The sequence below is a fragment of the uncultured Dysosmobacter sp. genome (assembly GCF_947631165.1).
In the GTDB taxonomy this organism is placed as follows: Bacteria; Bacillota; Clostridia; order Oscillospirales; family Oscillospiraceae; genus Oscillibacter.
The window spans coordinates 105,254-128,129 of the sequence record NZ_CANRKH010000004.1 but is presented as its reverse complement, the minus strand read 5'-3'; the positions used below and the strand labels follow the sequence as shown (position 1 = coordinate 128,129).

Here is a 22,876-nt window from a genome sequence, read left to right as displayed (position 1 = left end):
ATCGGCATTATACCTGGCAGATGTGTGCAACCTCAGCCAGACCTCCTTTTTTCAAGAATGCGATGTCTTTGCAGACACTCTCAACTGAATTAAAATCCGCCACATATTCAATTGTGTAATCGGCATCTGGGGTATATTGGCGGGCGCTCCGCAGAAATTGCTTTATATCGAGGGTCCCGTCCAGAATGCGCCTGTGGGAATCGTGGAAACCATCATTATTATGCACGTGATAACCAACAATCTGGTCCTTCAGAGTCCGGATTAACTCGAGAAGGTCCCATCCCGCACAATTAGCATGGCCAATATCAATCAGTGCTTTGCAGCCTGTCTGTTCCAGAACAATGCGGATAAATTCCTCCTGCGTGAACATATTTTCCGCTGGATTTCGTGTGATTTCTGTATTTTCCAGTGCAAGCGCCACACCGTATTCCTTTGCGAGGGCCTTAAAGCGGACAAGATTTTCCATCGCAATATCTTGCTTTTTTTCCCGCTCTTCGACTGCAAAATGAAAGTTATAGAAATGGTGTACCATGTATTTCGCATTCAACAGTTGAGCGCACGCAAACGCTTTTTTGTAATAGTCCATATTGAGGTTGTATTCCATGGTCCCAGGTGAAAAGCAGGGATCTGTTGAAAAATATGGACAGTGTACCGAAATAGGACAGCCTTTTAATCGTTGAACATTTTGCTTCAGTACCTGTTCAAAGTACGTAAGGTGGTAATAGGGAAAAACTTCAATTCCAATCTGACCGCTCCCCTCCGTCTCCAATAAAGGCCACACGGCATCCAGATGATATGGTCCATACATGATTGTACTGACTGAAATAGACATCGTTGAGTCTCCTTTCGTATCCATATTATTTTTAGGACAACACTGCATAATTAATGCCGTGGTAACACGGTCTCACCATAATAGTGTGGGTCAATGATGACTTCCCATCCTGCCGGCGACTCTCCGCTTGCGCACGCTGGAACAGTCATTCCTAGATTGTTCGATTTTGTTCTTTTAATAAATGTTTTAGTTCTTTTTGCACTGGAATATGTTACATAACATATCATATTTGGATTTAACTGTCAACTAAACTTCTACTATAATAACATTTTTGTTCATTTGCATAATTTCTTCTTGCTTTTTTGTGTACATATGATATACTAACTTTGGAATTCTATGGCTCCGGCCGCTAAAATCACATCATATAAGGGGAATCACGCATGTTATCGCAAGAGCGTCACGCTATCATCCTAGAAATGCTCCGTGAGCATAATATCGTCAAGATCTCTGATATCGCCGCCCGCTTCAACATTTCCAATCTCACGGCCCGGCGGGATGTAGACACCTTGCAGAGCCAGAACCTTGTTCGCCGGATCCATGGGGGCGCAATCCTGGTCTCCCCGTCTGCCATTTCCACGGAGTCCCCGAAAGCGTACCGCAGCACCATCCACAAGGAACTGCGGGCCATCGGCAAGCTGGCCGCCTCCCTGGTACAGGAGGGGGAAAGCCTGTTTGTGGGCAACGGCTCCACCACGCTGGCCGCTGCCCATTACCTCCGCGGCATGTCCAGCCTGACTATTTTGACCAGTTCCCTGTCGGCCATCAATGAATTGGTGGGCACGGACAACACGCTATATGCCTTGGGCGGCTACCTGGACTACAACGAGCTCTTTTTTAGCGGCACTTTTGCCCAGGCGATGCTGGAGCAGTTCAGCGTGGATAAGGCCATCATCGGCTGCGGCGGCATCTCCATGGGGCTGGGCGTGCTTGAATACAATCCGGACGGTGCCAATCTACACCGCACAATTGTACGTAATTCCTCCCGGACGATCCTGGTGTGCAGCAGCAGTAAATTCCGCAACAACGCCCTGTCCATCGTCTGTCCCCTGACCGATATCGATGTGCTCGTCACGGATGAGAACCTCTCAGATGTGGACCGGGAAAAGATCCGCCAGCTGGGCATTGAACTGTACTTGGCGCCGGTCCACACCCCAGGGGATGAGGAGGAAGCTCCTTGAGCGGGCTTTCCCAGTGATGCGCATAAAATGATACCCACAAAACATGGCCGCCGGGAAATCCCGGCGGCCATGACCGTTGTCAGGGTCCTGCTATATCCGCAGTGTATCTGTAGTAAAGCGTGGTGCGCTTATTTTCCTCAATACCACCGGTAAAATGGCGGAAAACCCCCGATGTATACCACATAGGGCTGAGTGCCCAAAAAAGAGGTTTGCTGTTGGTGCGCCGTTTTTTCTGAAAGATGTTTATGGAACTGGAAGGCAGAAAGAATGCGCTGACAGAAGCAATCGGCGTCGGGGAGATCAAACATGCCGTCACAAAGAACGATATCAGTATCCAGTACTTTTTAGCGGGTACGCACATGTCGGCCTCAACGGTCCAGTTGTCCTGGCTTATCTGCTGGTCTACTTTGCGGAGAAGAATTTGTCAACTTATCATGGTACGCCCGACTGGATTCGAACCAGCGGCCTTCAGAGTCGGAGTTATCAGACCGTCAAATGGGAAAGCATTGCGGCACAGGCGTTTTATTGGTTTCGTACAAATTGAGCCAATTTTACGATATCCTGCGAGCCATTGCAACGCAATGGCTCGCAGGATATCTCATTTTCCCCAAATAGTAGTCAAACAGTGGCCGGCGTGTGCGGCGTATCTCTGCCGACAATACGGCCGTGCGTTTTTTATATGGAAAAAACTATATCATTTCAGAATACCAGAGAGAATACGCATGGGGCGAAGAACAGATTCGTGATACCGACTATTTCATTTCATGTTTGTGCTGCTTCGTATACACCGCAGTTACTTTGCCAGCCGGTTTTTTTCACCCCACTCACACATTTCGTCCAGTATTGGTATCAGAGACTTCCCGCGCTCTGTTAGACTGTATTCAACTTTCGGAGGAATTTGCGGATATTCTTCACGGTGAACAAGACCGTCTGCTTCTAATTCTTTCAGTGTGGCACTTAAAGTTTTATAAGAAATCGTTCCTATATACTTTTTCAACTCATTAAAACGGACAATTTCAAAGCCCATCAAGGCATATAGGATGAACATTTTATACTTTCCCTGAATAAGAGACATTGTATAATTGAACCCGGTTTCTTCCAGCTTTGCATCTTTAATGCACGCGATACTCATTTTACACTCTCCTTTTGGTAAGTACTTAACATCAATGTAAGTACCATACTTATATGTGCGTACTTGTTTTTTCTATTATTCTTGCTATGATTATAATATCAGCAACGGGAAAAGTCAATCCCGCAGAATTGGAGGATATATTTATGCGTAAGAAAATTGTAGTGATTACCGGAAGTCCCCGTAAGAACGGCAACAGTTTTGCCATGACGGATGCTTTTATCAAAGCAGCAGAAGCAAAGGGCCATACCGTGACCCGGTTTGATGCCGCCATGAAAAATGTGGGCGGCTGCCATGCCTGTGAAACCTGCTTTAAGACAGGAAAAGCCTGCTCTTTTGATGACGATTTCAATATCATTGCACCTGCTATTTTGGAGGCGGATGCAGTGGTCTTTACCACACCTGTCTACTGGTATTCCATTCCGGCACAGATCAAGGGTGTCATTGATAAATTGTTTTCTTTCTGTGTGGCAGGTAAGGATATTGCAGGCAAGGAATGTGCCCTGATCACCTGCTGTGAAGAAAATGATATGTCTGTTATGGACGGTGTACGTATTCCAATCGAACGTTCCGCCGCTTTGATGAAATGGAAAATGGTTGGCGAGGTGCTGGTTCCCGGCGTTTTGAACACCGGAGACATTGAAAAAACGGACGGCTGCAAACAGGCCGCTGCGCTGGCAGAGAAGATTTAAGCGAAGGGACGATTACAAGTATGGCAAAGAAAATTGTGATATTGAATGGAAGTCCCCGCAGAAACGGGAATACTTCCGCATTGGTAAAGAGATTCACTGAGGGCGCGGAAAGCGCTGGTAATACAGTGACTGAATTTTTCCTTGACAACATGGATATCAACGGCTGTAAGGGCTGCTTTGGCGGCCACAGCAGCCGGGCATGCCCCTGTGTCCAAAAGGATGATATGTCGCAGATCTATCCTGCTGTCAAGGACTGCGATGTAATTGTGCTGGCAACACCGCTTTATTATTGGAATATGAGCGGTCAGATCAGAACGGCGGTTGACCGCCTGTTTGCCCTGGAGGAAGGCGACGGCAATCTGCTCCGTGGACACGGCAGAGCATGTGCCCTTTTGATGGCGGCTGAGGGAAATGGTTTTGATGATGTACTGCTCTACTTCAACCACCTGATGGAGCATTTGCAGTGGAACAACCTGGGAGCCGTTCTCGCTGGGGGCAACGGGGATGTAGGCGACATTGCGGGAAAACCCGAGCTTGAGCAAGCCTATGAGCTTGGAAGAACCATTCAATAAATCACAGAAGGGAAGAAATTGCGAAACAGACAATCTGAGCTGCCTGCGGGCGTTGGATTTTTAGTTCTGCAAGTACATGGTCAGTAAACCGACACTCAAACAGGAAGAGTTGGAGTGAGCCATCCAGCCGCTTCAGAAATATTCCGAGGCCTGTGGGTTTCTTAATGGTGTCGCCTGCTCTAAATCCCGCGGACGTACCGGCTGCCAAGAGGAGGGTAGCAGTGTATCGGGAGTAAATCGAAGACATGCCGCCAGAAAAAATCGCCCATGTGGATGAATGAGGCATTGATACATACATGGTCAAGACCATGGGTAGAAATGCATACATACAGTGGCCATTACACGAATTTTAAAACTATTTGCTTGTTATAGAGATGTCAGGCGGAAAAACTTAACCTTGCCAAAGTGCAAAAGCTGCGCTACAATTTTAAATAAAGCAGACAGTAGAGTGGGCGGCACGATATATCGAGTACCGGTGTTCTGTAAACGGTGAATCGGTGAGGCAGGGCGGTGATCATATGAAAAAGCATCGAGTAACGGCAAAGGATGTTGCGGAATTGGCAGGTGTGTCCCAGTCCACAGTGTCTATGATTTTGAATAGTTACAAGAATATCAACTTTTCGGATGAGACGAGGGTACGGGTTCTGGATGCTTGTGACCGTTTGGGTTACCGCACACTAGGAAACAGCCGCCTGAACAGTGTGATGGGCCGCCTTTTACTGGTGGTATACCCCACCTTCCACAATGCGCTGTATTTGAATATGATCGATGGGATCCAGCAGCGGGCCGGTGAATTGGGATATTCCGTGCTGACGGTATGTACAGAGCGGAAAGAAGAACAGGAAGCCGACATTGTGCGGATCTGCCGGGAATTTCAGGTGGCGGGGGTCCTGCTGGTCTATCAGCCGGACAATATTTCCGCTGTCCAGCTGTTGAGTATGGAAGTACCGCTGGTCCAGCTTTACGATAAATCCGCTACAATGGGTGTCAATACGATGGAACTGGACAATTATAAGATCGGGCAGCTGATCGCGGAACATCTCATAAGCCTGGGCCACCGCTATATTGCCCACATTTCAAAGCCGCTCACCAAAACGCAGTCCGCCCGAAGCCGCCGGATCGAAGGACTGCGCAGCTGCATGTGGGAGCATGGCCTTGATCCGGATGAATATCTGCACATAAGTACAGTGGAAACGGAGCATCTGGAGAATGCGGAAAATCTGGAGGGCTATGAGACGGGGCATTTGCTGGTAAGCCATCTGCTTGACATTGGGGCGCCGGTTACAGCTTTTGCGGCCACGAATGATATGATGGCCTATGGTGTTATGGACGCGATTTTGGAACGTGGGAAGAAGATCCCGCAGGATTATTCCGTCTGTGGATGCGACAATCTGTCTTATTCTGCGTTTCAGCGGATCGCGCTGACGACGGTGGAGCCATATACACGGCAGAAAGCGCTGGACTCTGTGGATCTGCTGATCGGAAAGATCCGGACGAGAAACAGCAGCGACAGGGAGGACTCTCCGGTCAGCATCACCAGGATCGAATATGCTCCCCGCCTGATCTGCCGCAAAAGTACCGCCCGATGCTCGGAGCGATATATGGAGCAGGATCCGGCAAAAAATAACAAGTTGTAAACAGAAAAGGAAGTTCAGGAGCTATCAGCGCCTGAGCTTCTTTTTTCTCCCAAGATCAAAAAAATTTATTGAAATTTTTGCTAAAAATTTTAGTAACTATTTATCAGAAAATGGTCAACATTTCCGATACAAAGAGCCGAAAGCCCCGCAGGAGGCGTTTCTTTTTGATTTCACGCTAAAAAATTTAGTAATAATTTTAGAAACTTTTTTGAAGAGAAAAGATTTATTGAAAATTGTGAAAACTGTGTAAAATTCTCGGGTATTGACAACGCTTTTAGTGTATGATATACAAAATACTAAAGACTGAATGCAGGTCAACCTCATGGACTCTGGCATAAGTAAAAGATAAAAGGGGAGAAGCATACATGGAGGTGAAAATAGGCCGATGAGGTGTGTTGTCAATATGTGCGGCAATCATTCTTTCCATCGCGGCATCTGCCGCATATTACAATACTTATAATGTGCTTGTGACTATTCCAGATGCAAATGGATGTTCTAAGATGCAAGGCTTTGCGGCTGGAGATACATACCTGTATTGTGCAAAAATCAACGGTGCAGAAACCAAGCAGATCATTTATAGAGCGAGACAAAGTGATGGGACTTTGACTCAAATGAAAAATGGCGATACGAATAAAATGTTTGCAACTTACCTGGGACATGCAAATGATATTGTTTTAGCCAATGATGGAACCAGCAGCTGTATGTATATACCCACAATGAAAAATGACGGTCAGGGTTTTGTAAAACTCAGGTATTCAGGAACAACTTATTATCATGCGGCGGATTATGATTTACGGTACAATGGAGAGCCGATTCGCATGGGGGGTGCCGAACTTCTTGGCAAAGACACGGACAATTTATACTTCTTGTTTTTCGAATGGCCGGGAGATAATACGGGACATTCGTTTTACAAAGCCACTGTTGAAAAGAATCAGCCAAGCGGCATCGTGAATGTAACACATGCGTTTGATATTGATTATGAAAATGCAAAGGTGAACGGAAGTGTGATCGACAACATTTCTGCATATCGCCATCAAGGAATTGGCTATAAGGCAGGTACAGATCGGCTTTATGTTCCAATGACCTATGACAATATCAGTGTGATCTTGGTTTATGATAATGTATCTCAAGCGAGCGGAACGATCATGGCCTCTGAGGATTTATCATTCCGCATTACATCCAAAGCATTTCCGACGTTGTTTGAGATCGAATCCTGCGACAACGCAAACGGTAAATTATGGTTTAGCTGCAACCGCAAAACCGATCCGGATGACTTGGAGCATGACGCCATTTGTTATTTTAAAGAATATACCCCCTAATGTGTTCCCCTGCAAATTCCGTTGAATTTGTAAAAGATGAAGAAGGAGAGGTTTCAATGAAACGCATTACAAAGAAGTTTTTCTCACTGTGCCTGGCCCTGGTTTTGGCGGCAAGCTTGGCTGCCTGCTCGAAATCCGACTCGCAGCCTCCGGCAGATGAGCCTGCCCAGCCTTCGGTGAATGAGCCTGCCGCGGCACCCGAACCCGGAGCAAAGCCTGATGACTATCCCACAAAGAATATTTCCTGGATCGTTCCCGTGGCCGCCGGTTCTCCCACTGATTTGGCCAGCCGCCAGCTGGCGGATGCACTTCAAGCCAGTATTGGTACCAATATCAGTGTTGAAAATGTGACCGGCGGCAATCAGACGATTGGCATTAACGACGCACTGTCCCGCGGCAGTGACGGCTACACGATCTTCTCTCTGGCGAATGCCGGCCTGATCACGCAGCCATTGATGAATCCGGATATTGGTTACGGCTTGGAGGATATCAAGCTGATTGCGATGATCACGCCTGCCTGCATGGCTACCATCACAGTTCCGGTCGATTCCGATATCAAGACCTATGACGACTTTGTGGCCTTTGTTACATCCCATAATGAGTTTTCCTATGCGGTGCCCAACAGCGGAGGTTACGGCCATTTGAGCATTCTGTCTCTGCTGGGCCAAATCGAGGGAGCCAGTCTTGGCAAGGCGATCGCCTATGATGGCAATAATGGCGCCTATCAGGCTCTGCTGACCGGCGAAGTGGATTTCGCGATCTCTGATGATAACTTCATTTATACCCACTATAACGATGGCGAGTGCAATACCATCGCCTGCCTGGCCAATGAGCCCTCTTATTATCTGCAGGATGTTCCCGCCGTCGGCGATTACGGCATCAAAAACATGGACGCGCTGGCCGGCTGGAAGATCGTTGGCGTCAATGCGGATACGCCTGATGAGATCGTCTCGTATCTGACGAAGGAGATCGATGGTATTCTTGCTTCGGACGCTTACGCGGAGTATCTGCTGAACAGCGGCTGCGGTTCCTTCGCCTCTATTCAGGACTCTGAAGAGATCACTGCTCTTGTCAAAGACGCGTTTGTTTTGTATGAGGAGATCCTGACCAGCGCGGGCTTGATGTGAGTGTGAGTGGCTCCCCCGCATTCAGATTTTAAGAAGTAAGGGGTCAGGCTGCGCTGCCGCGGCCTGACCTTTTCCAATATGAGAGGAGGCGTTCGATTTGGATCGAAAAAAGGCAAAAACAGATATTTATATGATGCTCTTCTTTATCATTTTATCCCTTGTGCTGCTTTTTTGGGTCATCCCAACACAGATCAAGGTCACGGCCATGATGGAAGTGGAGTCCTTTACTCCCAAATCATTTCCCCAGCTGATCGCCAGTGGCCTGCTGCTGGTATCGGTGATCGGCTTTGTCAAGAGCCTGATCGTATATTGGAAGCTGGGCGTGTGTGGAGAGCGGGAGACGGCTGAGAAGAGGACCGCCGGACAGTGGCGGGAAGCGCTGTTTCCCTACGTTATTTTTGCACTTATTGTGATTTACGGGCTGCTGTTTAAATGCTTCGGTATCATTCCCGCAACGATAATCGTCCCGCCAATTATCCTTTGGTGCCTGCGCTGCCGGAAGTGGCAGATGTATGCCATATTTTATGCGTTCACAGCCATTATCTACTTGTTGTTTACAAAAATCCTGTTGGTACCGATTCGTTAAAGGAGACGCTTATGTCACTTGCCGTTTTAGCCGAGATCTTTACGATCCATAATCTTTTGATGATGAATCTTGGCCTGTTCGCAGGCATTGTAATTGGTGCCATGCCGGGCCTCTCTGTGTCCTTTGCGGTCACAGTGCTTTTGACCATGACCATCGGGATGGAGTCCATCCCAAGCATGTTCATGCTGTTGGGCGGTTATGTCGGCGGTATGTACGGAGGGAGCATCACCGCCATCCTGATCAACACGCCCGGCACGCCCAATTCCGCGGCAACGACGCTGGACGGCTATCCCCTTGCAAAGCAGGGCCGTGCGGGCGATGCGCTGAAAGCCGCCTTATACGGTTCTACGATCGGCGGGCTGATCAGCGCGGCCGCACTGCTCTTCCTGGCACCCCAGCTGGCGAAGATTGTGGAGGTGATCGCGTCCCCGGAGATGTTTGCGATCTGCCTGTTTGGCCTGTGCGCGACAATCAGTCTGTCAAAGGACAATATTATAAAGGGCCTGATCTCGGCGCTGCTGGGCCTGCTGGTCTGCTGTGTCGGGCTGGATCCTATTTTTGGGACGGGCCGCATGATCTTTGGGAGCCGCAGCTTGATGGCCGGGTTTCGCCCTGTTACCTGTATGCTGGGTGTGTATGCGTTGAGCCAGGTGCTGTTTGAGTGCAATACGGCACGTCAAAAGGGCGACAGCGGCACGCGGGGCTATGAGATCAGCAAGTCTGCCCTGCGGCTGCGGGATCTGCTGAAATATTGGAAAACCATTTTGAAATCTTCCGTTATTGGCGTCATTATTGGCGCGATTCCCGGTACTGGAGGCGGAATCTCCGCCATGTTTTCTTACAATGAGGCCCGTCGGGCCTCTAAAAACCCCGAGAAGTTCGGGAAGGGGAGTATTGAAGGTGTTCTGGCACCGGAAACCGGCAACAACGCCGTTACCGGCGCAACATTGATCCCCATGCTGACAATGGGGATACCTGGCGACGCTGTGATGGCGATCATGCTGGGTGCGCTGACCATGCAGGGCATTACACCGGGCGCAAAGCTGTTCAGTGCCGGCAGCATTTGGGTTTATGCCATTATGGGCGGTCTGCTTGTGATCAATATTTTCATGCTGCTTCAGGGGTCTTTGTTTATCAAGCTGTTTGTAAATGTGTCCCGCATCCCGGAAAATATTTTGCTGCCATGCATCGTTGTGCTGTGTACGATGGGCGCGTTCGCCATCAGCAACAGCATGATCGAGGTCGCTGTACTGATCGTGTTTGCGCTGATCGGCTTCCTGATGAAAAAATTTGGGATTCCTGTCATCCCGTTTACGATCGCACTGGTGCTTGGAACACTGTGTGAAACCAATCTGCGGCGCTCACTGATGGTGTCCTATGGCGATCCCATGATCCTTGTCAGACGCCCCATCTGCTTCTGCATTCTGCTGTTCTCTTTGCTGCTGTTGGTATATCCCACGATCTCCAAGGCAATCAAGGCCCTCAGGAAAAGAGCTGGAGAGGCGGCGGAAAAATGAGATACAGCATCAGTACCTGCAGCTTTTACAAATTTAAGATCAGACAGCTGCTAAAAATCGAAAAACCCTTTGGCGTAGAGATCTTTTATGAGTTTGGCAGTGAGGATCAATGGAACTGCCTGCTCACGGAATTATCTGTGCGTGATCCGGGGCCATTCAGCATTCACGCACCCTTCGCGTTCGTTGATATTGCTGCGGATTGCAGTGAGAGCAAGCTGTTTGAAACGCTGAAAAAGCCGTTTGACCTGTACCATCGATTCAACGGCGAGTTCTATGTCGTGCATACCTATGGTGAAGTGGAACGCCCTGACGACTCCGTATACAGGAGCGATTGCCGGCAGCGTGCCTTGGAACGCCTTGCCCGGTTCCACGAGATCTGCAAGGCGGAAGAGGTCGTCCTCGGCGCGGAAAATCTTTGCTCGGGAAGGGTTCCGTTGTTTAATCAAGAGCAGTTCCTGCGGCTGTTTAAAACGATTCCCGAATTGCGATGTGTGATAGACGTAGGACACGCAGCCGTTGCCGGCATGGATATCGCGCAGCTTCAAAAGACGCTGAACCACCGGGTTTGCGCGTATCATCTGCACAATAATAACGGCAGACAAGATTCCCACGAAAGGCTGCGGGACGGGATTATTGACTGGAGTGCCTTCGCGGAGGGGTGTGCAAAGTACACGCCGGACGCCGTGGGAGTATTCGAGTACATGAACTATACGGATATGGCTGTCTATCAAGATGATATGCGCTATTTAGAATCACTCTTTTGCAAAAGCTGAAGCATCCTCGCAGCATACAGAGGACATTGTCGCCCATCTCCGTATACGGCGGTCCTTGGTGCTGGAAGCCGCTGTTCACATTCCCCTGATGATCCGGGGCCAGAGAAAGACCGCGGAAGTGCCACGGCGGATGATGCGTCAGGCGGAGGAACTTGCCCGGATGCCGGCAGGCTATTCCATTGATCTCTGAAAATCGAGGCGAGAGTATGAGCAAACGTAAAAATATTTTGTTCATTCTGACCGATGACCACGGCGCATGGGCTATGGGCTGCGCGGGAAATCACGAATTGAAAACGCCGAATCTGGACCGCATCGCCGCCCATGGCGTGCGCTTTGATAACTTCTTCTGCGCGTCTCCAGTGTGTTCACCGGCCAGAATGTCCATTTACACAGGGAAGATCCCCTCCCAGCATGGCGTGCATGACTGGCTGGCTAAGGGCCATCTGGACGAACGGGTCCTGTCGGATGAATTGAAAAAAGCATTTGCATCCGATACGATCACTTGGGAGTATCGATGGCCCAAAAGCCAGCTCCATGGCGATAAGCCCATCCGGTATCTGGACAGACATGTGGCCTTTACCCAGCTTCTGGCGGAAAATGGCTATGAATGCGGCCTTTCCGGCAAGTGGCACATGGGCGACAGCTACACGCCGCAAGCTGGCTTCAGCTATTGGAAAACCACCGCCATGGGCGGCGAAAACTACTTCTATCCGGTGGTGCTGGAAAACGGCGTCATGGAATTGAAGCACGGCCAATATATCACGAACATCATCGCCGATAACGCCATCGCGTTTCTGGACCTCCGCCAGCGGCCGGAGGACCCGTTTTTCCTGGCAGTCCACTTCACGGCCCCTCATTCCCCATGGTCTGAGGTCAGTCATCCCAAGGAATATATCGATCTGTACCGGGACTGCCCCTTTGACTCCACGCCCAATGTCCCGCCGCACCCTTGGGCGCCCAATGGAAAAAAGACGCTGGCACAGTGGAACAGCGAGTCTCATGAGGGCATCCGCTTTTCCTCCGCCAAGTATGGGCCGATCCCGGAAACCTGGCAGGAGCACCGCAGAGAGAGCCTGACCGGCTACTATGCCGCTGTTACGGCGATGGACGCCCAGGTGGGACGCTTGCTGGACGAGCTGGAAGCGCGCGGGCTGGCTGAGGACACCATGATCGTATTCACCGGCGATAACGGCATGAATATGGGGCATCACGGCATATGGGGCAAGGGCAATGGCACGTTGCCGGTCAACATGTACGATACCTCCGTGAAGGTGCCGGGGCTGTTCGCCTGCCCGGGCGTTATCCCAGAGAATTGGGTGTGCCATGAGATGGCCAGCCATTATGACCTGTACGAGACGATTTTGGACATGGCGGACGTACCCTTTCAAAAGCCGGCCGAAATGCCGGGAGTCAGCTTTGCGAGGCTGCTGACCGGCAAAGCACAGCGGGTGCGGGACAGTGTCGTGGTGTTTGATGAATACGGTCCCTGCCGCATGATCCGCACTATGGAGTGGAAGCTGGTGCTGCGGTATCCCGACGGTCCCAACGAGCTTTACGATTTGGCAGGTGACCCCGGCGAGGAAAAAAACCTCTATGGAAGATCTCAGTATGCGGAGGTCCAGGCAGCTCTCGCGGCCCAGTTAGGCGATTGGTTTCAGCAGTATGTGGACCCCCGCTTTGATGGGAGAAAAGAGGCTGTTTGCGGCAGGGGACAATTGACCAGCCACTCCTTCCAATAACACGGGAGCTGAGACAAGACGGATAGGAAGCCTGCGTGGCCGCTCAAGAGCAAGCTGGTCGCCCCAGCCTATAATGTGCCCTGTCTGCATTGTTTTGTGTGGATGTGTCCAGCCTGTGAGAAAGCATGTGGGGGCACCGTGTTTTAAAGATGGCGGTGGACACCATGTTCATGCCGGAGGCGTTCATGCCCAGCGCCGCGCCGGTGTCGCCCACGGTCTGCAAAACCGGCAGAATGCTGTCTGCGCCATAGCTGTAGGTGGCCAGGGTCTTGCTCATGGCTGTCAGATCGTCATAGAGGAACGGCGTGTTGTTGGCCATTTCCACCAGGTCAGAAAGGTATTTGTCTGCGATCCCGGCGTCCTTGAACAGCGTAGCGAAGGAAATGCGGTCCGTTTCCCGCTGAGCCGCCAGAGCGGAGCCGGTGGTCAGACTGTCCGCCTGCTCCTGGGTCACAGTATCATACCGCTCTTGAACAACGGATTTAAAGGCATCGTCCTTTTTCTCAAAATTTTGGGCAATACCGTTGGCGGCACCTAATGCCGCGCCAGCCATAGCACCGATTGCTGTTCCAACACCTGGCCCCAAAACTGCGGTTCCCATTGCAGCACCAGAGGCTGTAGAAGAGAATGCATTAGATGCAATTGTGCCGCCATTAGAACCGAGTAAGCTTCCAACCATGGCATTACCGAGGTTAAGGGCAGTATCCCCAACCATTTGCCCGATTCCACTGGCGGCAATTGCAGAAACAATGGAATTGACTGTACCAGAACCACCACCAGATGCACGGTTGGTTACTTTAGAAATTGCTTTCTCTGTATCTCCTGCGGTCTTTGTGACTGCTTTGAGATTGCGAACAATACTGTCATAGTTAGCTTGCGCTGTTTCCATCTACAGCTTATCTGCAGCAGAGCGGGTTAAATCAAATTGCTTTTCTGCTGCACGCAGCTCAGACCGAGCCTTTTTTAGATCTAGTTTTAGAGAATGTTTGTTTTTATCCAACTTATGTAGCGTATCTTCCAACTCATCGATGTCTTTGCTGAAAGACTTCGTTACTTTTGACATTTTTTTACTGCATCCGAATATCTGTCTGTTGTTTTAACAACAATAGAGGTTTCGGCCATCAACACACCACCTTTCTTGACATTCTGCATAGGCTGTGTTATCATAATTTAAAACATAGGGGGTAATTATATGATGCGTCATATAAAAGAGCTTATGGCGGAAAGTCCAGTTATGGCCTTTTTTGTTTGCATGAGTTTGGGATTACTCCTGTTGGCTCTCTCGCTCTTATTTCTCTGATTTATTTGAAGCCGCTTCTCTCCGAGGCGGCTTTATTTTTTTGCCCTGGTCTTCACGATCTTGACCTTCGGGCGGTCCGTCAGACCTTTCAGATGCTCCGCCCGCTCGTTGGCCTCATAGGATGCCAGCGCGTAGATCAGGTCATGCCAGCCTGTCTATCCCTCCCATAGGGCCCGGAGATTGTGAAGTCCCCAGTGGTGGGCGGAGAACAGGTAGTACAGCAGGCCCAATTCCGCGTCGTCGCCGTCCCTCAGCCGTTTTTTACTTCACTGATGGTCTTCCGGCGGTAGCCGGTCAGCTGCTCCACAGCGTTGGACAGATCCACGATCTCGCCGGGCAGAAGCAGCTTCTTCACCGCCTCCGCCGGCGTGGGAGCGTTGTACTTTTCCATCAGCCGGGGATCCTTCAGGTCCGGCTCCGCGCAGCCCGCCAGCAGGATGTTCACGTCGGCGGCCTGGGTGAACCGCTCCCGCAGTATGGCAGGAAGTATACAAAATTCTGTTGGATAATTGTTGCTTCTGGTAATAGCTTCCTGAATTTTCTTTCGGTATATTGTGCTTATATAACCGGTCTCGACAGTGCCGAGGTCAAGAAAAGGGCGGAGAACCAGTATAGCAAGTATCCGAAAGAGAGGAAAAGGAACGCACCATCCACATCCAGAGGAACGTGGTCAAAGTCACCGGCGAGGACATCATCGTAAAAGACCCGAAGACCACAGCGGGAGATCGCTATGTGTACTTCTCGCCGGAGATGGCATCTCTGCTGAAGGAGTACCGTAAGGAGTGACGCTGGCAGACGGAAACCTATGAGGAACGGAAATTGACCGAGGATGACTATGTGTTCCGCCGCAATGGATTCCAACGGCCCATGACGCCCAACGGCTTCACCTGGCGGTTCAAGCTGATTCTAAGGAAGCACGGTCTGCCGGAAAAGCTGAATATCCATTCCTTCCGCCATACCAACGCCGGCCTCCTGATCGCCAACGGAACAGATATGGCAACGGTGGCTGGACTGCTGGGGCATAGTCAGCCTTCCACAACGCTGGATATTTGCATCCACGCCTTCGACAAGAAAGCGGCAAGTACGGAATTGCATCAGGGACTGGAAATTTAACGGAGGATACGATTATGAAAAAACAGATTCCCGTTACACGCTGTCAATACTGCGGCTCCGAGGACATCGGCCTTGGCTGGCAGCATGGTGAAGCGCTGGTAACCTTCAAATGCCACGGACTCTTTGGCAACCGACTTCGGCTTTATATCTGCCGCCGCTGCGGAGCGGTGCTGTGCCAGTGTGTGGCGGAGCCGTACAAATTTCCTCCAGTAAAAAATGGTCGCTACTAAGCATAGATTCACACAGAGCAAAAATTCCCTTGCAGCCGATTGATCTGCAAGGGAATTTATAATCGGAATTACTACAATTCTTCGGCCCTGAAGGTTGTATAACCCTCATAGTAGTAGCTGTGGTCAATACCTTTCATATACACTTTACGGCTGTCAATTTCGTTCGTAAGTGCATTTTTCAGGATATGCTTGATCTCCGTATCCCGGATAGGACTGCGCTCCATGGCCAGCAGATAATCCTCTTTATCCACATGGCTCCAGTCTACTACCTGATGCAGCTCGGCTTTCAGCAGCAGATCCAGCCAGATGCGGGTGCTGCGTCCGTTGCCCTCACGAAAGGGGTGGGCAATGTTCATCTCCACATACTTTTCGATGATCTCATCAAAAGTGGCCTGCGGCATCTTTTCAATATTTGCAATCGCCGAAGTTCTCCGGCAAAGTCGTAAATCTCGTCAAAGAGGTACTTATGGATGAATTGCAGGGAGGAGAAGGTCCCGGCCACCAGCTGATCCAGCAGGCCCCTGTCAAAAAGCTCGACAGCTTTCTTTTTGCTGATCCGCTCTTCTTCGCAGGCGAGGTCAGCAGAGGATGTGATCCCCAGTTTATTTTCAAGAGCCATGGCAATCCCTCCTTTGTCTGCATTAAACCAAAAGACACTTGCTTGCGCAAGTGTCTTTTAAGTGGTACGCCCGACTGGATTCGAACCAGCGGCCTTCAGAGTCGGAGTCTGACGCGCTATCCAACTGCGCCACGGGCGCGTTAGCAAGAGACATGTATCTCACACATCTTTTGGTAGTATAGCAGAAAAGATTTTCGATGTAAAGAACTTTTCAGAAAAAATATAAAAAAGATTGTTAAAAAAATTGACAACTTGAAGCTTTTGAGATAAACTATATATTGAAAAATATTTAACAAATTTCGTGGTTCATTGAAAAATACTTAACAAGACCTGTGACTTAGGAGTGAGTGCTTTGAAAAAAGAAAATATTTCTGACGCTGTCATTCGGCGGCTGCCCCGATACTACCGGCAATTGACGGATCTGTGCGCCAGCGGTGTGGTGCGGATATCATCTCATTCTCTGGGACAGGAGATGAACATCACCGCGTCCCAGATTCGGCAGGATTTCAGCTGTTTTGGTGAATTCGGCCAGCAGGGCTACGGCTACAATGTGGAAGAACTGCGTGCGGAGATCGGACATATTCTGGGCGTGGACAATGACCACCATCTCATTATGATCGGCGTGGGCAATCTGGGCCATGCGCTGCTGCAAAACTTCAAGTTCTCTCACGCGGGCTTTACCGTAGACGCGGCCTTTGACATCTCGCCGGCGGTGATCGGCTCCGTGGTGAACAGTGTGCCGGTGTATGCCATGAGCGTACTGGACAGCTACATCGAAAAGCACAGTGTGGATGTGGTGGTGCTGACCATTCCTCAGGCTGTGGCCCAGGATACGGCGGATCACCTCATCGAGCTGGGCGTCAAGGGCTTTTGGAACTTCACCAATGTGGAGCTTTCCAGTACGGACCCCAATGTAAAATTTGAGAACATCCACTTTGCGGACAGTCTGCTGACCCTCAGCTACCGCATCGCCAACCGCTGATGCCGACCCAGTCATGGGCCGCCAGACCGACGAAAGGATACATACCCGCTTATGAAAAAGAAATTCGCGCTGCTGGCGCTGTGCGTCGTGCTGGCTGCCGCCGGATGGGCGGTGGCGGCGGGAGACGCGGGGGACCCGCTGTCGTCCCTGTCCTATCTGAACGGCGTGTTTACGGCTCTGGTGGACAGCCGGGTCGATGAACGGCTGGATATCTCGGATCAGGCGCTGCTGGAGGCCGCGGAGAGCGGCGCTCTCAGCGCCGACCCCGCCGTTTGGACGGAGACCCGGATGAAAAAGGCCGATGTACTGGTGGGAGAGACCGGCGCCAATGTGCTGCTGTTGGCCGGAAGCGGCCGGATCACCTACGATTCCGGGGCAGTGGTGGATACTACCACCGGGACTGTGGCCGCCAGCGGGGCGGCGCTCCAAGCGAACCATCGCTATATCGTGGCGGAGGATACCGCAGCCTCCTTTATGATCACCTCGAAAACGGCGGTGCTGGATCATCAGGGCAGCGCCAGCCGCATGGAGTCCGGCGAAGTGGATTACAACGCCATGGCTGCCGCGCTGAAGGAGCTGCACCTGTTCAAGGGCAGCTTTACCGGCTATGGACAGGGCTTTGACCTGGAAGCAGCGCCCACCCGGCTCCAGGCGCTGATCATGTTCATCCGCGTGCTGGGGGAGGAGGATCAGGCACTGTCCTGGTCCGGAGCTATCCCCTTTACGGACATTGCCAAAGGCTCCGATGCGGAGAAATATGTGGGATATGCATATGAGATGGGCTACACCAACGGCTATACCGCCACACTGTTCAAGCCAACCGGAGCGGTGAATGCCTATCAGTACACAGAGTTCATGCTGCGGGCCATGGGATACAGCTCCGCCGCCAACACGGACCTGTCCGATACCCTGTCCCGCGCCCAGACGGCGGGACTGCTGACTGCCGGAGAGGCGGAGATGCTCAGGACAGACCGCTTCCTCCGGGCGGAACTGGTGTATATCTCCTGGTACGCGCTGGAGACATTTTTGCCTGACGGGAGCCGGACCCTGGGGGATATGCTGACGGAAAAGGGTGTGTTTACCCAGATGGAGCGGGAGAGCGCCGCCATGCTGGTGACCGGCTGGCGGCTGTGAGCTGAAATTTTCGGGAACCCCTGGCTGGGGACCGCATACTATGGGGTGAGGCCGGCAAATACGGCCAACATTTCATAGGAGGTCTCCTGTATGTGCAATAACGGCTTTGGCGGCGGCAACTGCTGCTGGATCATCATTCTGCTGATCATCATCTGGTGCTGCTGCGGAAACAGCGGCTCCGGCTGTGGCTGCAACAACAATTGCGGCTGCAACAACAATCCCTGCTGCTGATCGTTCATGAGTGAACAGCGCCCCGGACCCGAAAGGGTCCGGGGCGCTCAGATGTCAGCGTGTTTAAGAGAGGGAGGAGTCACTGCTCCTCCCGTTTGATTTTGCGGAGGGCCGCCCTCGCCAGTCCTGCCTGGGAGTGGAGAATGCGGAGGGGCAGTCTGTGCCCAAGAGCTGTTCTTCCGGCGTTCCACTGCAAAATCCGGAGTGACAAAATACAAAAATCGTGATATAATAAACGCTAAAGTGTAAATATATGAGGAGTGTTTCATGGAAAACGATTTTGCGCCGTGTCTCACGAATGATCAGCTTCGGGCCATCAGCTCCATCGGCCTGGCCCACATGGGGGACGCGGTGTTTGAACTTCTGGTCCGATCCTGGCTGTGCGCCCACGGCAAGGCCACCGGAAAGGGACTGCACCAAGCCACCATTCGGCTGGTGTGCGCCGAGTCTCAGGCGGAACGGGCTGAGCGCATCCTGCCGCTGCTGACAGCGGAAGAGCTGGCAGTATTCAAGCGGGGCCGCAACGCCCAGGTGAAGTCCATTCCCGGCCACGCCAGCCGCGCCCAGTACGGCGAGGCCACGGCGCTGGAAGCGCTGCTGGGCTGGTTGTTTCTGCGGGGGGAGCGGGACCGGATCAATGAGCTGTTTCAAAAGATGATGGAGGAAACTGACTGATGGCACTGGACGCGATCTGTTTACAGGCTGTTGTGGAGGAGCTGCGGCCCCAGCTGTTGGGCCTGCGCATCGACAAGGTCCAGCAGCCTGCCCGGGATCAGGTGATCCTGCTGCTGCGGGGAAACCGCCGGTTGCTGCTGAACGCCGGAGCCAATGCGTCTCGCATCCAGCTGACGGAGCTGAGCCGGGACAATCCGGCGGAGCCGCCCATGTTCTGCATGCTGCTTCGCAAGCATCTGGTGGGCGCCCGGGTGGCTGCCATAGCTCAGCCGCCCCTGGAGCGGCTGGTTCGGCTGGAGCTGGACATCACCGACGATTTTGGCCAGCCGGGCCGCCGGACCCTGGTGCTGGAGGCCATGGGCCGCCGGTCCAACCTGATCCTGCTGGACGGGGAAGGACGGATCATCGACTGCATGCGCCGGGTCGACGCGGACATGTCCGCCGCCCGACAGGTGCTGCCGGGGCTGTATTATGAACCGCCGGCCTCCACAGGCCGCCTGCCGGTGACGGAGGAGACTGAGGCGGGCTTCCGGGAGAAGCTGGCAGCCGCCGACCCGGAACAGCTGTTGGACGCCTTCCTGCTAGACCAGTATTTTGGCGTTTCGCCGCTGATGGCCCGGGAGCTGGTTTTTCGGACGACCGGGGAGACGGACAGCCGCGTCTTTGCTCTGAACGGGGAAGGCAGAGAATGCTTCTGGCGGGAAATACAAGGATTTATCAATGTAATACAGGAAAATCACTTTACACCTGTCTGCCTGAAAAAAGAGGGATATCCGGCGGAATTCGCCTGCCTGCCCATCACGCAATACGGCGCGGCCATGGAGCTGGAGCGGTTTGACAGCTTCTGCAAACTGCTGGACAGCTTCTATGAGGCCCGGGAGCGGCAGGAGCGGGCGCGCCAGCGGGGAGGGGACCTGCTCCGCACCGCCGCCACGGCCCGGGACCGCCTGCGCAGGAAGCTGGCGCTGCAGGAGAAGGATTATGCCGTGATCCAGGACCGGGACAAGCTGCGGATCAGCGGAGATCTGATCACCGCCAACCTCTACCGCATGGAGCGGGGACAGAGCAGGCTGACCTGTGAGAATTTCTACGACGAAAACTGCGCCAGCGTCACCATCCAGCTGGACCCGCTGCTGACGCCCCAGCAGAACGCCGCCAAGTATTACAAGCGGTACGCCAAGGCAAAGACCGCGGAGAAGTATCTGCGGGAGCAGATGGAGATCGCCCGCCGGGACCTGGAATATCTGGAAAGCGTGCTGGAGGAGATCGAGCACGGAGAGACAGAACAGGATTTCATCGATATCCGCAGCGAGCTGAAGGAAGCCGGATTCCTGCGGAAGCAGGGGAAGGGCAGGAAGGAACTGAAGCGGACAGCAAAGCCCCGGGAGTTTCGCACCACCAGCGGCTTCCGGGTCCTGGTGGGCCGCAGCAACCACCAGAATGACAAGCTGACGCTGAAGGACGCGGACCACCGGGACATCTGGTTCCACACCCAGAAGATCCACGGCTCTCATGTGATCCTCTGCACCGGCGGCCAGCCGGTGGACGACGACACCATCGTGGAGGCCGCCAAGTTGGCAGCCTACTATTCCAAGGCCCGGGAGAGTGGGAATGTTCCTGTGGACTACACACCGGTGAGATTTGTGAAAAAGCCTGCCGGCGCCCGCCCGGGCATGGTGGTCTATTCCACCTGCCAGACAATAAACGTCACCCCGGAGGAGGCCCTGGTCAAGCGGCTGTTGGTAAAGTAACATATGGAAAGGCCGCTGGGATGCCAGCGGTCTTTTTGACAAATATGACAAAATAGAACTGGTTCTCTTTGTGCGATTCGTTGCTTGTAAATCCATTCAAAAGGACTACAATAATGCCTGCCGAATAAACCGCTTTGCGGTTTATTCACGTGGCGTATGCCGCGTAATTCCATAAAAACGGCTCATTCAAACCGTTTTTATAGAATTTAGACATTGTTGCAATGTGTATTTCCATTGGTGTATCGCACTGCGCCAATGGAAGGTACAAGTTTTTTGCGCTAACTGGCGTAAAAACCTTGCACTTGAACAAAGCCATTTGACCTTGAAAGCCTCCAAGGTATACGGCTTTGTTCAATACACATTACAATAGGAGACCCCGGGAAAGAGGCCGTCGTGTTCGGGCAGCCGGGCGCTGTCCATTTCAAAGAGGTGACTTGTAATGTCCTATCATTATTTGTTAGACCTGGCTCTGATCTTATTGAGCACAAAGGTCCTGGGGATCTTGACCCGAAAATTCCAGATGCCCCAGGTGGTGGGGGCGCTGCTGGCAGGATTGATCCTGGGGCCTGCCATGCTGGATGTCCTGACTGAAACGGAGTTCCTCACCCAGCTCAGCGAGCTGGGCGTCATCGTGATCCTGTTCACAGCCGGCATGGGTACGGACCTGCGGGAGCTGCGGGAGGCCGGAAGGGCTGGATTTTTCGTGGCCCTGTGCGGCGTGCTGGTGCCGCTGGCCATGGGTACGGTGTTTGGCTATCTGGCAGGAATGGCGGGCTGGCTGCCGGAGACCAGTCTGCTGGAATCCGTGTTTATTGGCACCATTTTGACGGCCACCTCCGTCAGCATCACGGTGGAGACGCTGAAGGAGCTTGGCCGCCTGGATACCAAGGTGGGCGGCACGATCCTGGCCGCCGCGCTGATCGACGATGTGCTGGGCCTGATCGCTTTGACGGTGGTCACCAGCTTTGCGGGACAGGGCGTGAGCCTGCCGCTGGTGCTGCTGAAGATCGCACTGTTTTTCGTGTTCACTGTGGCGGTGGCGTTCGGGGCCATCCGCTTTTTCTGCTGGATGATCTCCCAGGCAGATGGCAGAAATCTCCGAAGGTACTCCGTGTTGGCCTTCGTGCTGTGCCTGTTGCTGTCCTACTGCGCCGAGGAATTCTTCGGCGTGGCGGACATCATAGGGGCGTTTGCGGCGGGGCTGGTCATCGCGTCCACGCCAAAGGCAAAATATGTCCAGTCCCGCTTTGAGCCGCTGAGCTATCTGCTGCTGACCCCGGTGTTTTTTGCGGGCATCGGTATCCAGGTGGTCCTGCCTGAGCTGAACGGGCGTTTACTGCTGTTTTCTCTGCTGCTGCTGGCGGTGGCGATCCTGTCTAAGATCGTCGGCTGCGGCCTGGGGGCCAGGCTCTGCGGCTTCAGCGGACAGGAGTGCGTCCAGGTGGGCGCGGGCATGGCCTGCCGCGGCGAAGTGGCCCTGATCGTTGCCAACCGGGGCCTGTCCATGGGCGTGCTCAGTCAGGCGGTGATGACGCCGGTCATCATCACGGTGGTGGGCTGCGCCATCCTGACGCCGGTGCTGCTGAAGCTGGTGTTCCGCAATGATCCCAAAGCGGCGCTGCAGGAGAACAATCTGGTGGACCATTACCGGGAGGGAGAGCAGCTGGATATCGTGTCCGCTCATCTGCTGGAACAGAATCAGGAACTGATGCGGAAAAAGAAATGATACCTGTGTAAAAA

General features: G+C 52.5%; 22 protein-coding genes, 2 tRNA genes and 2 pseudogenes. 18 read left to right on the top strand and 8 right to left on the bottom strand.

Annotation, left to right across the window (positions count from 1 at the left end; all coding sequences use genetic code 11):
- Positions 1-7: 7 nt before the first annotated feature.
- The gene (locus Q0Z69_RS03700) at positions 8-832 is read right to left on the bottom strand and encodes a sugar phosphate isomerase/epimerase (RefSeq protein ID WP_298029864.1); all 825 of its coding nucleotides are present in this window, start codon (positions 830-832) and stop codon (positions 8-10) included.
- A 380-nt stretch (positions 833-1,212) separates the two neighbouring features.
- Between Q0Z69_RS03700 and Q0Z69_RS03695 the strand changes: the two genes are divergently transcribed.
- On the top strand, positions 1,213-2,010 hold the full coding sequence (locus Q0Z69_RS03695; protein WP_298029863.1) for a DeoR/GlpR family DNA-binding transcription regulator: 798 nt from the start codon (positions 1,213-1,215) through the stop codon (positions 2,008-2,010).
- A 435-nt stretch (positions 2,011-2,445) separates the two neighbouring features.
- Here the strand turns inward: Q0Z69_RS03695 and Q0Z69_RS03690 are convergent.
- Together Q0Z69_RS03690 and Q0Z69_RS03685 are read right to left on the bottom strand one after the other, a co-directional pair.
- Positions 2,446-2,531 (bottom strand) — tRNA-Arg (locus tag Q0Z69_RS03690).
- Between the two features lie 272 nt (positions 2,532-2,803).
- On the bottom strand, positions 2,804-3,142 hold the full coding sequence (locus Q0Z69_RS03685; protein WP_298017521.1) for a helix-turn-helix domain-containing protein: 339 nt from the start codon (positions 3,140-3,142) through the stop codon (positions 2,804-2,806).
- Positions 3,143-3,285: 143 nt separating this feature from the next.
- On the opposite strand from Q0Z69_RS03685, the gene Q0Z69_RS03680 reads away from it, so the two are divergent.
- The 9 genes from Q0Z69_RS03680 to Q0Z69_RS03640 all read left to right on the top strand — a co-directional run bounded on the left by Q0Z69_RS03680 (position 3,286) and on the right by Q0Z69_RS03640 (position 13,101).
- The gene (locus Q0Z69_RS03680; RefSeq protein ID WP_298029862.1) at positions 3,286-3,831 is read left to right on the top strand and encodes a flavodoxin family protein; all 546 of its coding nucleotides are present in this window, start codon (positions 3,286-3,288) and stop codon (positions 3,829-3,831) included.
- 20 nt (positions 3,832-3,851) lie between these two features.
- Entirely contained in the window at positions 3,852-4,403 is a 552-nt protein-coding gene (locus Q0Z69_RS03675) for a flavodoxin family protein (protein ID WP_298029861.1), read from the top strand.
- A gap of 518 nt (positions 4,404-4,921) precedes the next feature.
- A complete protein-coding gene (locus tag Q0Z69_RS03670) occupies positions 4,922-6,040 on the top strand; it encodes a LacI family DNA-binding transcriptional regulator (RefSeq protein ID WP_298029860.1) in 1,119 nt (372 codons plus the stop codon).
- A 395-nt stretch (positions 6,041-6,435) separates the two neighbouring features.
- Entirely contained in the window at positions 6,436-7,359 is a 924-nt protein-coding gene (locus tag Q0Z69_RS03665; RefSeq protein WP_298029859.1) for a hypothetical protein, read from the top strand.
- Between the two features lie 56 nt (positions 7,360-7,415).
- The gene (locus Q0Z69_RS03660; RefSeq protein ID WP_298029858.1) at positions 7,416-8,486 is read left to right on the top strand and encodes a tripartite tricarboxylate transporter substrate binding protein; all 1,071 of its coding nucleotides are present in this window, start codon (positions 7,416-7,418) and stop codon (positions 8,484-8,486) included.
- A gap of 97 nt (positions 8,487-8,583) precedes the next feature.
- On the top strand, positions 8,584-9,072 hold the full coding sequence (locus Q0Z69_RS03655) for a tripartite tricarboxylate transporter TctB family protein (protein ID WP_298029857.1): 489 nt from the start codon (positions 8,584-8,586) through the stop codon (positions 9,070-9,072).
- A gap of 11 nt (positions 9,073-9,083) precedes the next feature.
- A complete protein-coding gene (locus Q0Z69_RS03650) occupies positions 9,084-10,589 on the top strand; it encodes a tripartite tricarboxylate transporter permease (RefSeq protein ID WP_298029856.1) in 1,506 nt (501 codons plus the stop codon).
- A complete protein-coding gene (locus tag Q0Z69_RS03645) occupies positions 10,586-11,362 on the top strand; it encodes a sugar phosphate isomerase/epimerase (protein ID WP_298029855.1) in 777 nt (258 codons plus the stop codon). The genes Q0Z69_RS03650 and Q0Z69_RS03645 overlap by 4 nt, the downstream gene beginning before the upstream one ends.
- Positions 11,363-11,568: 206 nt before the next feature.
- The gene (locus Q0Z69_RS03640) at positions 11,569-13,101 is read left to right on the top strand and encodes a sulfatase (RefSeq protein WP_298029854.1); all 1,533 of its coding nucleotides are present in this window, start codon (positions 11,569-11,571) and stop codon (positions 13,099-13,101) included.
- 43 nt (positions 13,102-13,144) lie between these two features.
- On the opposite strand, the gene Q0Z69_RS03635 is transcribed toward Q0Z69_RS03640, so the two are convergent.
- The 3 genes from Q0Z69_RS03635 to Q0Z69_RS03625 form a co-directional block, all read right to left on the bottom strand.
- Positions 13,145-13,654: a hypothetical protein gene (locus Q0Z69_RS03635; RefSeq protein WP_298029853.1), complete on the bottom strand. Its 510-nt coding sequence runs from the start codon at positions 13,652-13,654 to the stop codon at positions 13,145-13,147.
- Between the two features lie 336 nt (positions 13,655-13,990).
- Positions 13,991-14,164 (bottom strand): hypothetical protein, encoded by a 174-nt coding sequence (locus tag Q0Z69_RS03630; protein WP_298029852.1) that lies wholly within the window; start codon positions 14,162-14,164, stop codon positions 13,991-13,993.
- Positions 14,165-14,651: 487 nt separating this feature from the next.
- A complete protein-coding gene (locus Q0Z69_RS03625) occupies positions 14,652-14,846 on the bottom strand; it encodes a phage tail assembly chaperone (protein ID WP_367272224.1) in 195 nt (64 codons plus the stop codon).
- 371 nt (positions 14,847-15,217) lie between these two features.
- Here Q0Z69_RS03625 and Q0Z69_RS03620 point away from each other — a divergent pair.
- A pseudogene (locus Q0Z69_RS03620) lies at positions 15,218-15,514 on the top strand (tyrosine-type recombinase/integrase); the annotation flags it as partial.
- Between the two features lie 14 nt (positions 15,515-15,528).
- Positions 15,529-15,744 carry a hypothetical protein gene (locus Q0Z69_RS03615; protein WP_298029850.1) on the top strand — a complete coding sequence of 72 codons (216 nt, stop codon included), beginning with the start codon at positions 15,529-15,531 and terminating at the stop codon, positions 15,742-15,744.
- Between the two features lie 71 nt (positions 15,745-15,815).
- On the opposite strand, the pseudogene Q0Z69_RS03610 reads toward Q0Z69_RS03615, so the two are convergent.
- Both Q0Z69_RS03610 and Q0Z69_RS03605 read right to left on the bottom strand, forming a co-directional pair.
- Positions 15,816-16,363: pseudogene (locus Q0Z69_RS03610) on the bottom strand (Fic/DOC family protein).
- 62 nt (positions 16,364-16,425) lie between these two features.
- Positions 16,426-16,502: transfer RNA gene (locus Q0Z69_RS03605), tRNA-Arg, on the bottom strand.
- Between the two features lie 213 nt (positions 16,503-16,715).
- Between Q0Z69_RS03605 and Q0Z69_RS03600 the strand changes: the two genes are divergently transcribed.
- From Q0Z69_RS03600 to Q0Z69_RS03575, 6 genes are all read left to right on the top strand, one after another.
- Positions 16,716-17,345, top strand: coding sequence for a redox-sensing transcriptional repressor Rex (locus Q0Z69_RS03600; RefSeq protein ID WP_298029849.1), 630 nt, complete (start codon positions 16,716-16,718; stop codon positions 17,343-17,345).
- A gap of 51 nt (positions 17,346-17,396) precedes the next feature.
- Complete coding sequence (locus tag Q0Z69_RS03595; protein ID WP_298029848.1) at positions 17,397-18,479, top strand: S-layer homology domain-containing protein; 1,083 nt, start codon at positions 17,397-17,399, stop codon at positions 18,477-18,479.
- A gap of 90 nt (positions 18,480-18,569) precedes the next feature.
- A complete protein-coding gene (locus Q0Z69_RS03590) occupies positions 18,570-18,710 on the top strand; it encodes a hypothetical protein (RefSeq protein ID WP_298029847.1) in 141 nt (46 codons plus the stop codon).
- A gap of 267 nt (positions 18,711-18,977) precedes the next feature.
- Positions 18,978-19,385, top strand: coding sequence for a Mini-ribonuclease 3 (locus Q0Z69_RS03585; protein ID WP_298029846.1), 408 nt, complete (start codon positions 18,978-18,980; stop codon positions 19,383-19,385).
- Positions 19,385-21,136: an NFACT family protein gene (locus tag Q0Z69_RS03580; protein WP_298029845.1), complete on the top strand. Its 1,752-nt coding sequence runs from the start codon at positions 19,385-19,387 to the stop codon at positions 21,134-21,136. Before Q0Z69_RS03585 ends, Q0Z69_RS03580 begins: the two co-directional genes overlap by 1 nt.
- A 439-nt stretch (positions 21,137-21,575) precedes the next feature.
- Positions 21,576-22,862, top strand: coding sequence for a cation:proton antiporter (locus Q0Z69_RS03575; RefSeq protein ID WP_298029844.1), 1,287 nt, complete (start codon positions 21,576-21,578; stop codon positions 22,860-22,862).
- Positions 22,863-22,876 lie beyond the last annotated feature (14 nt).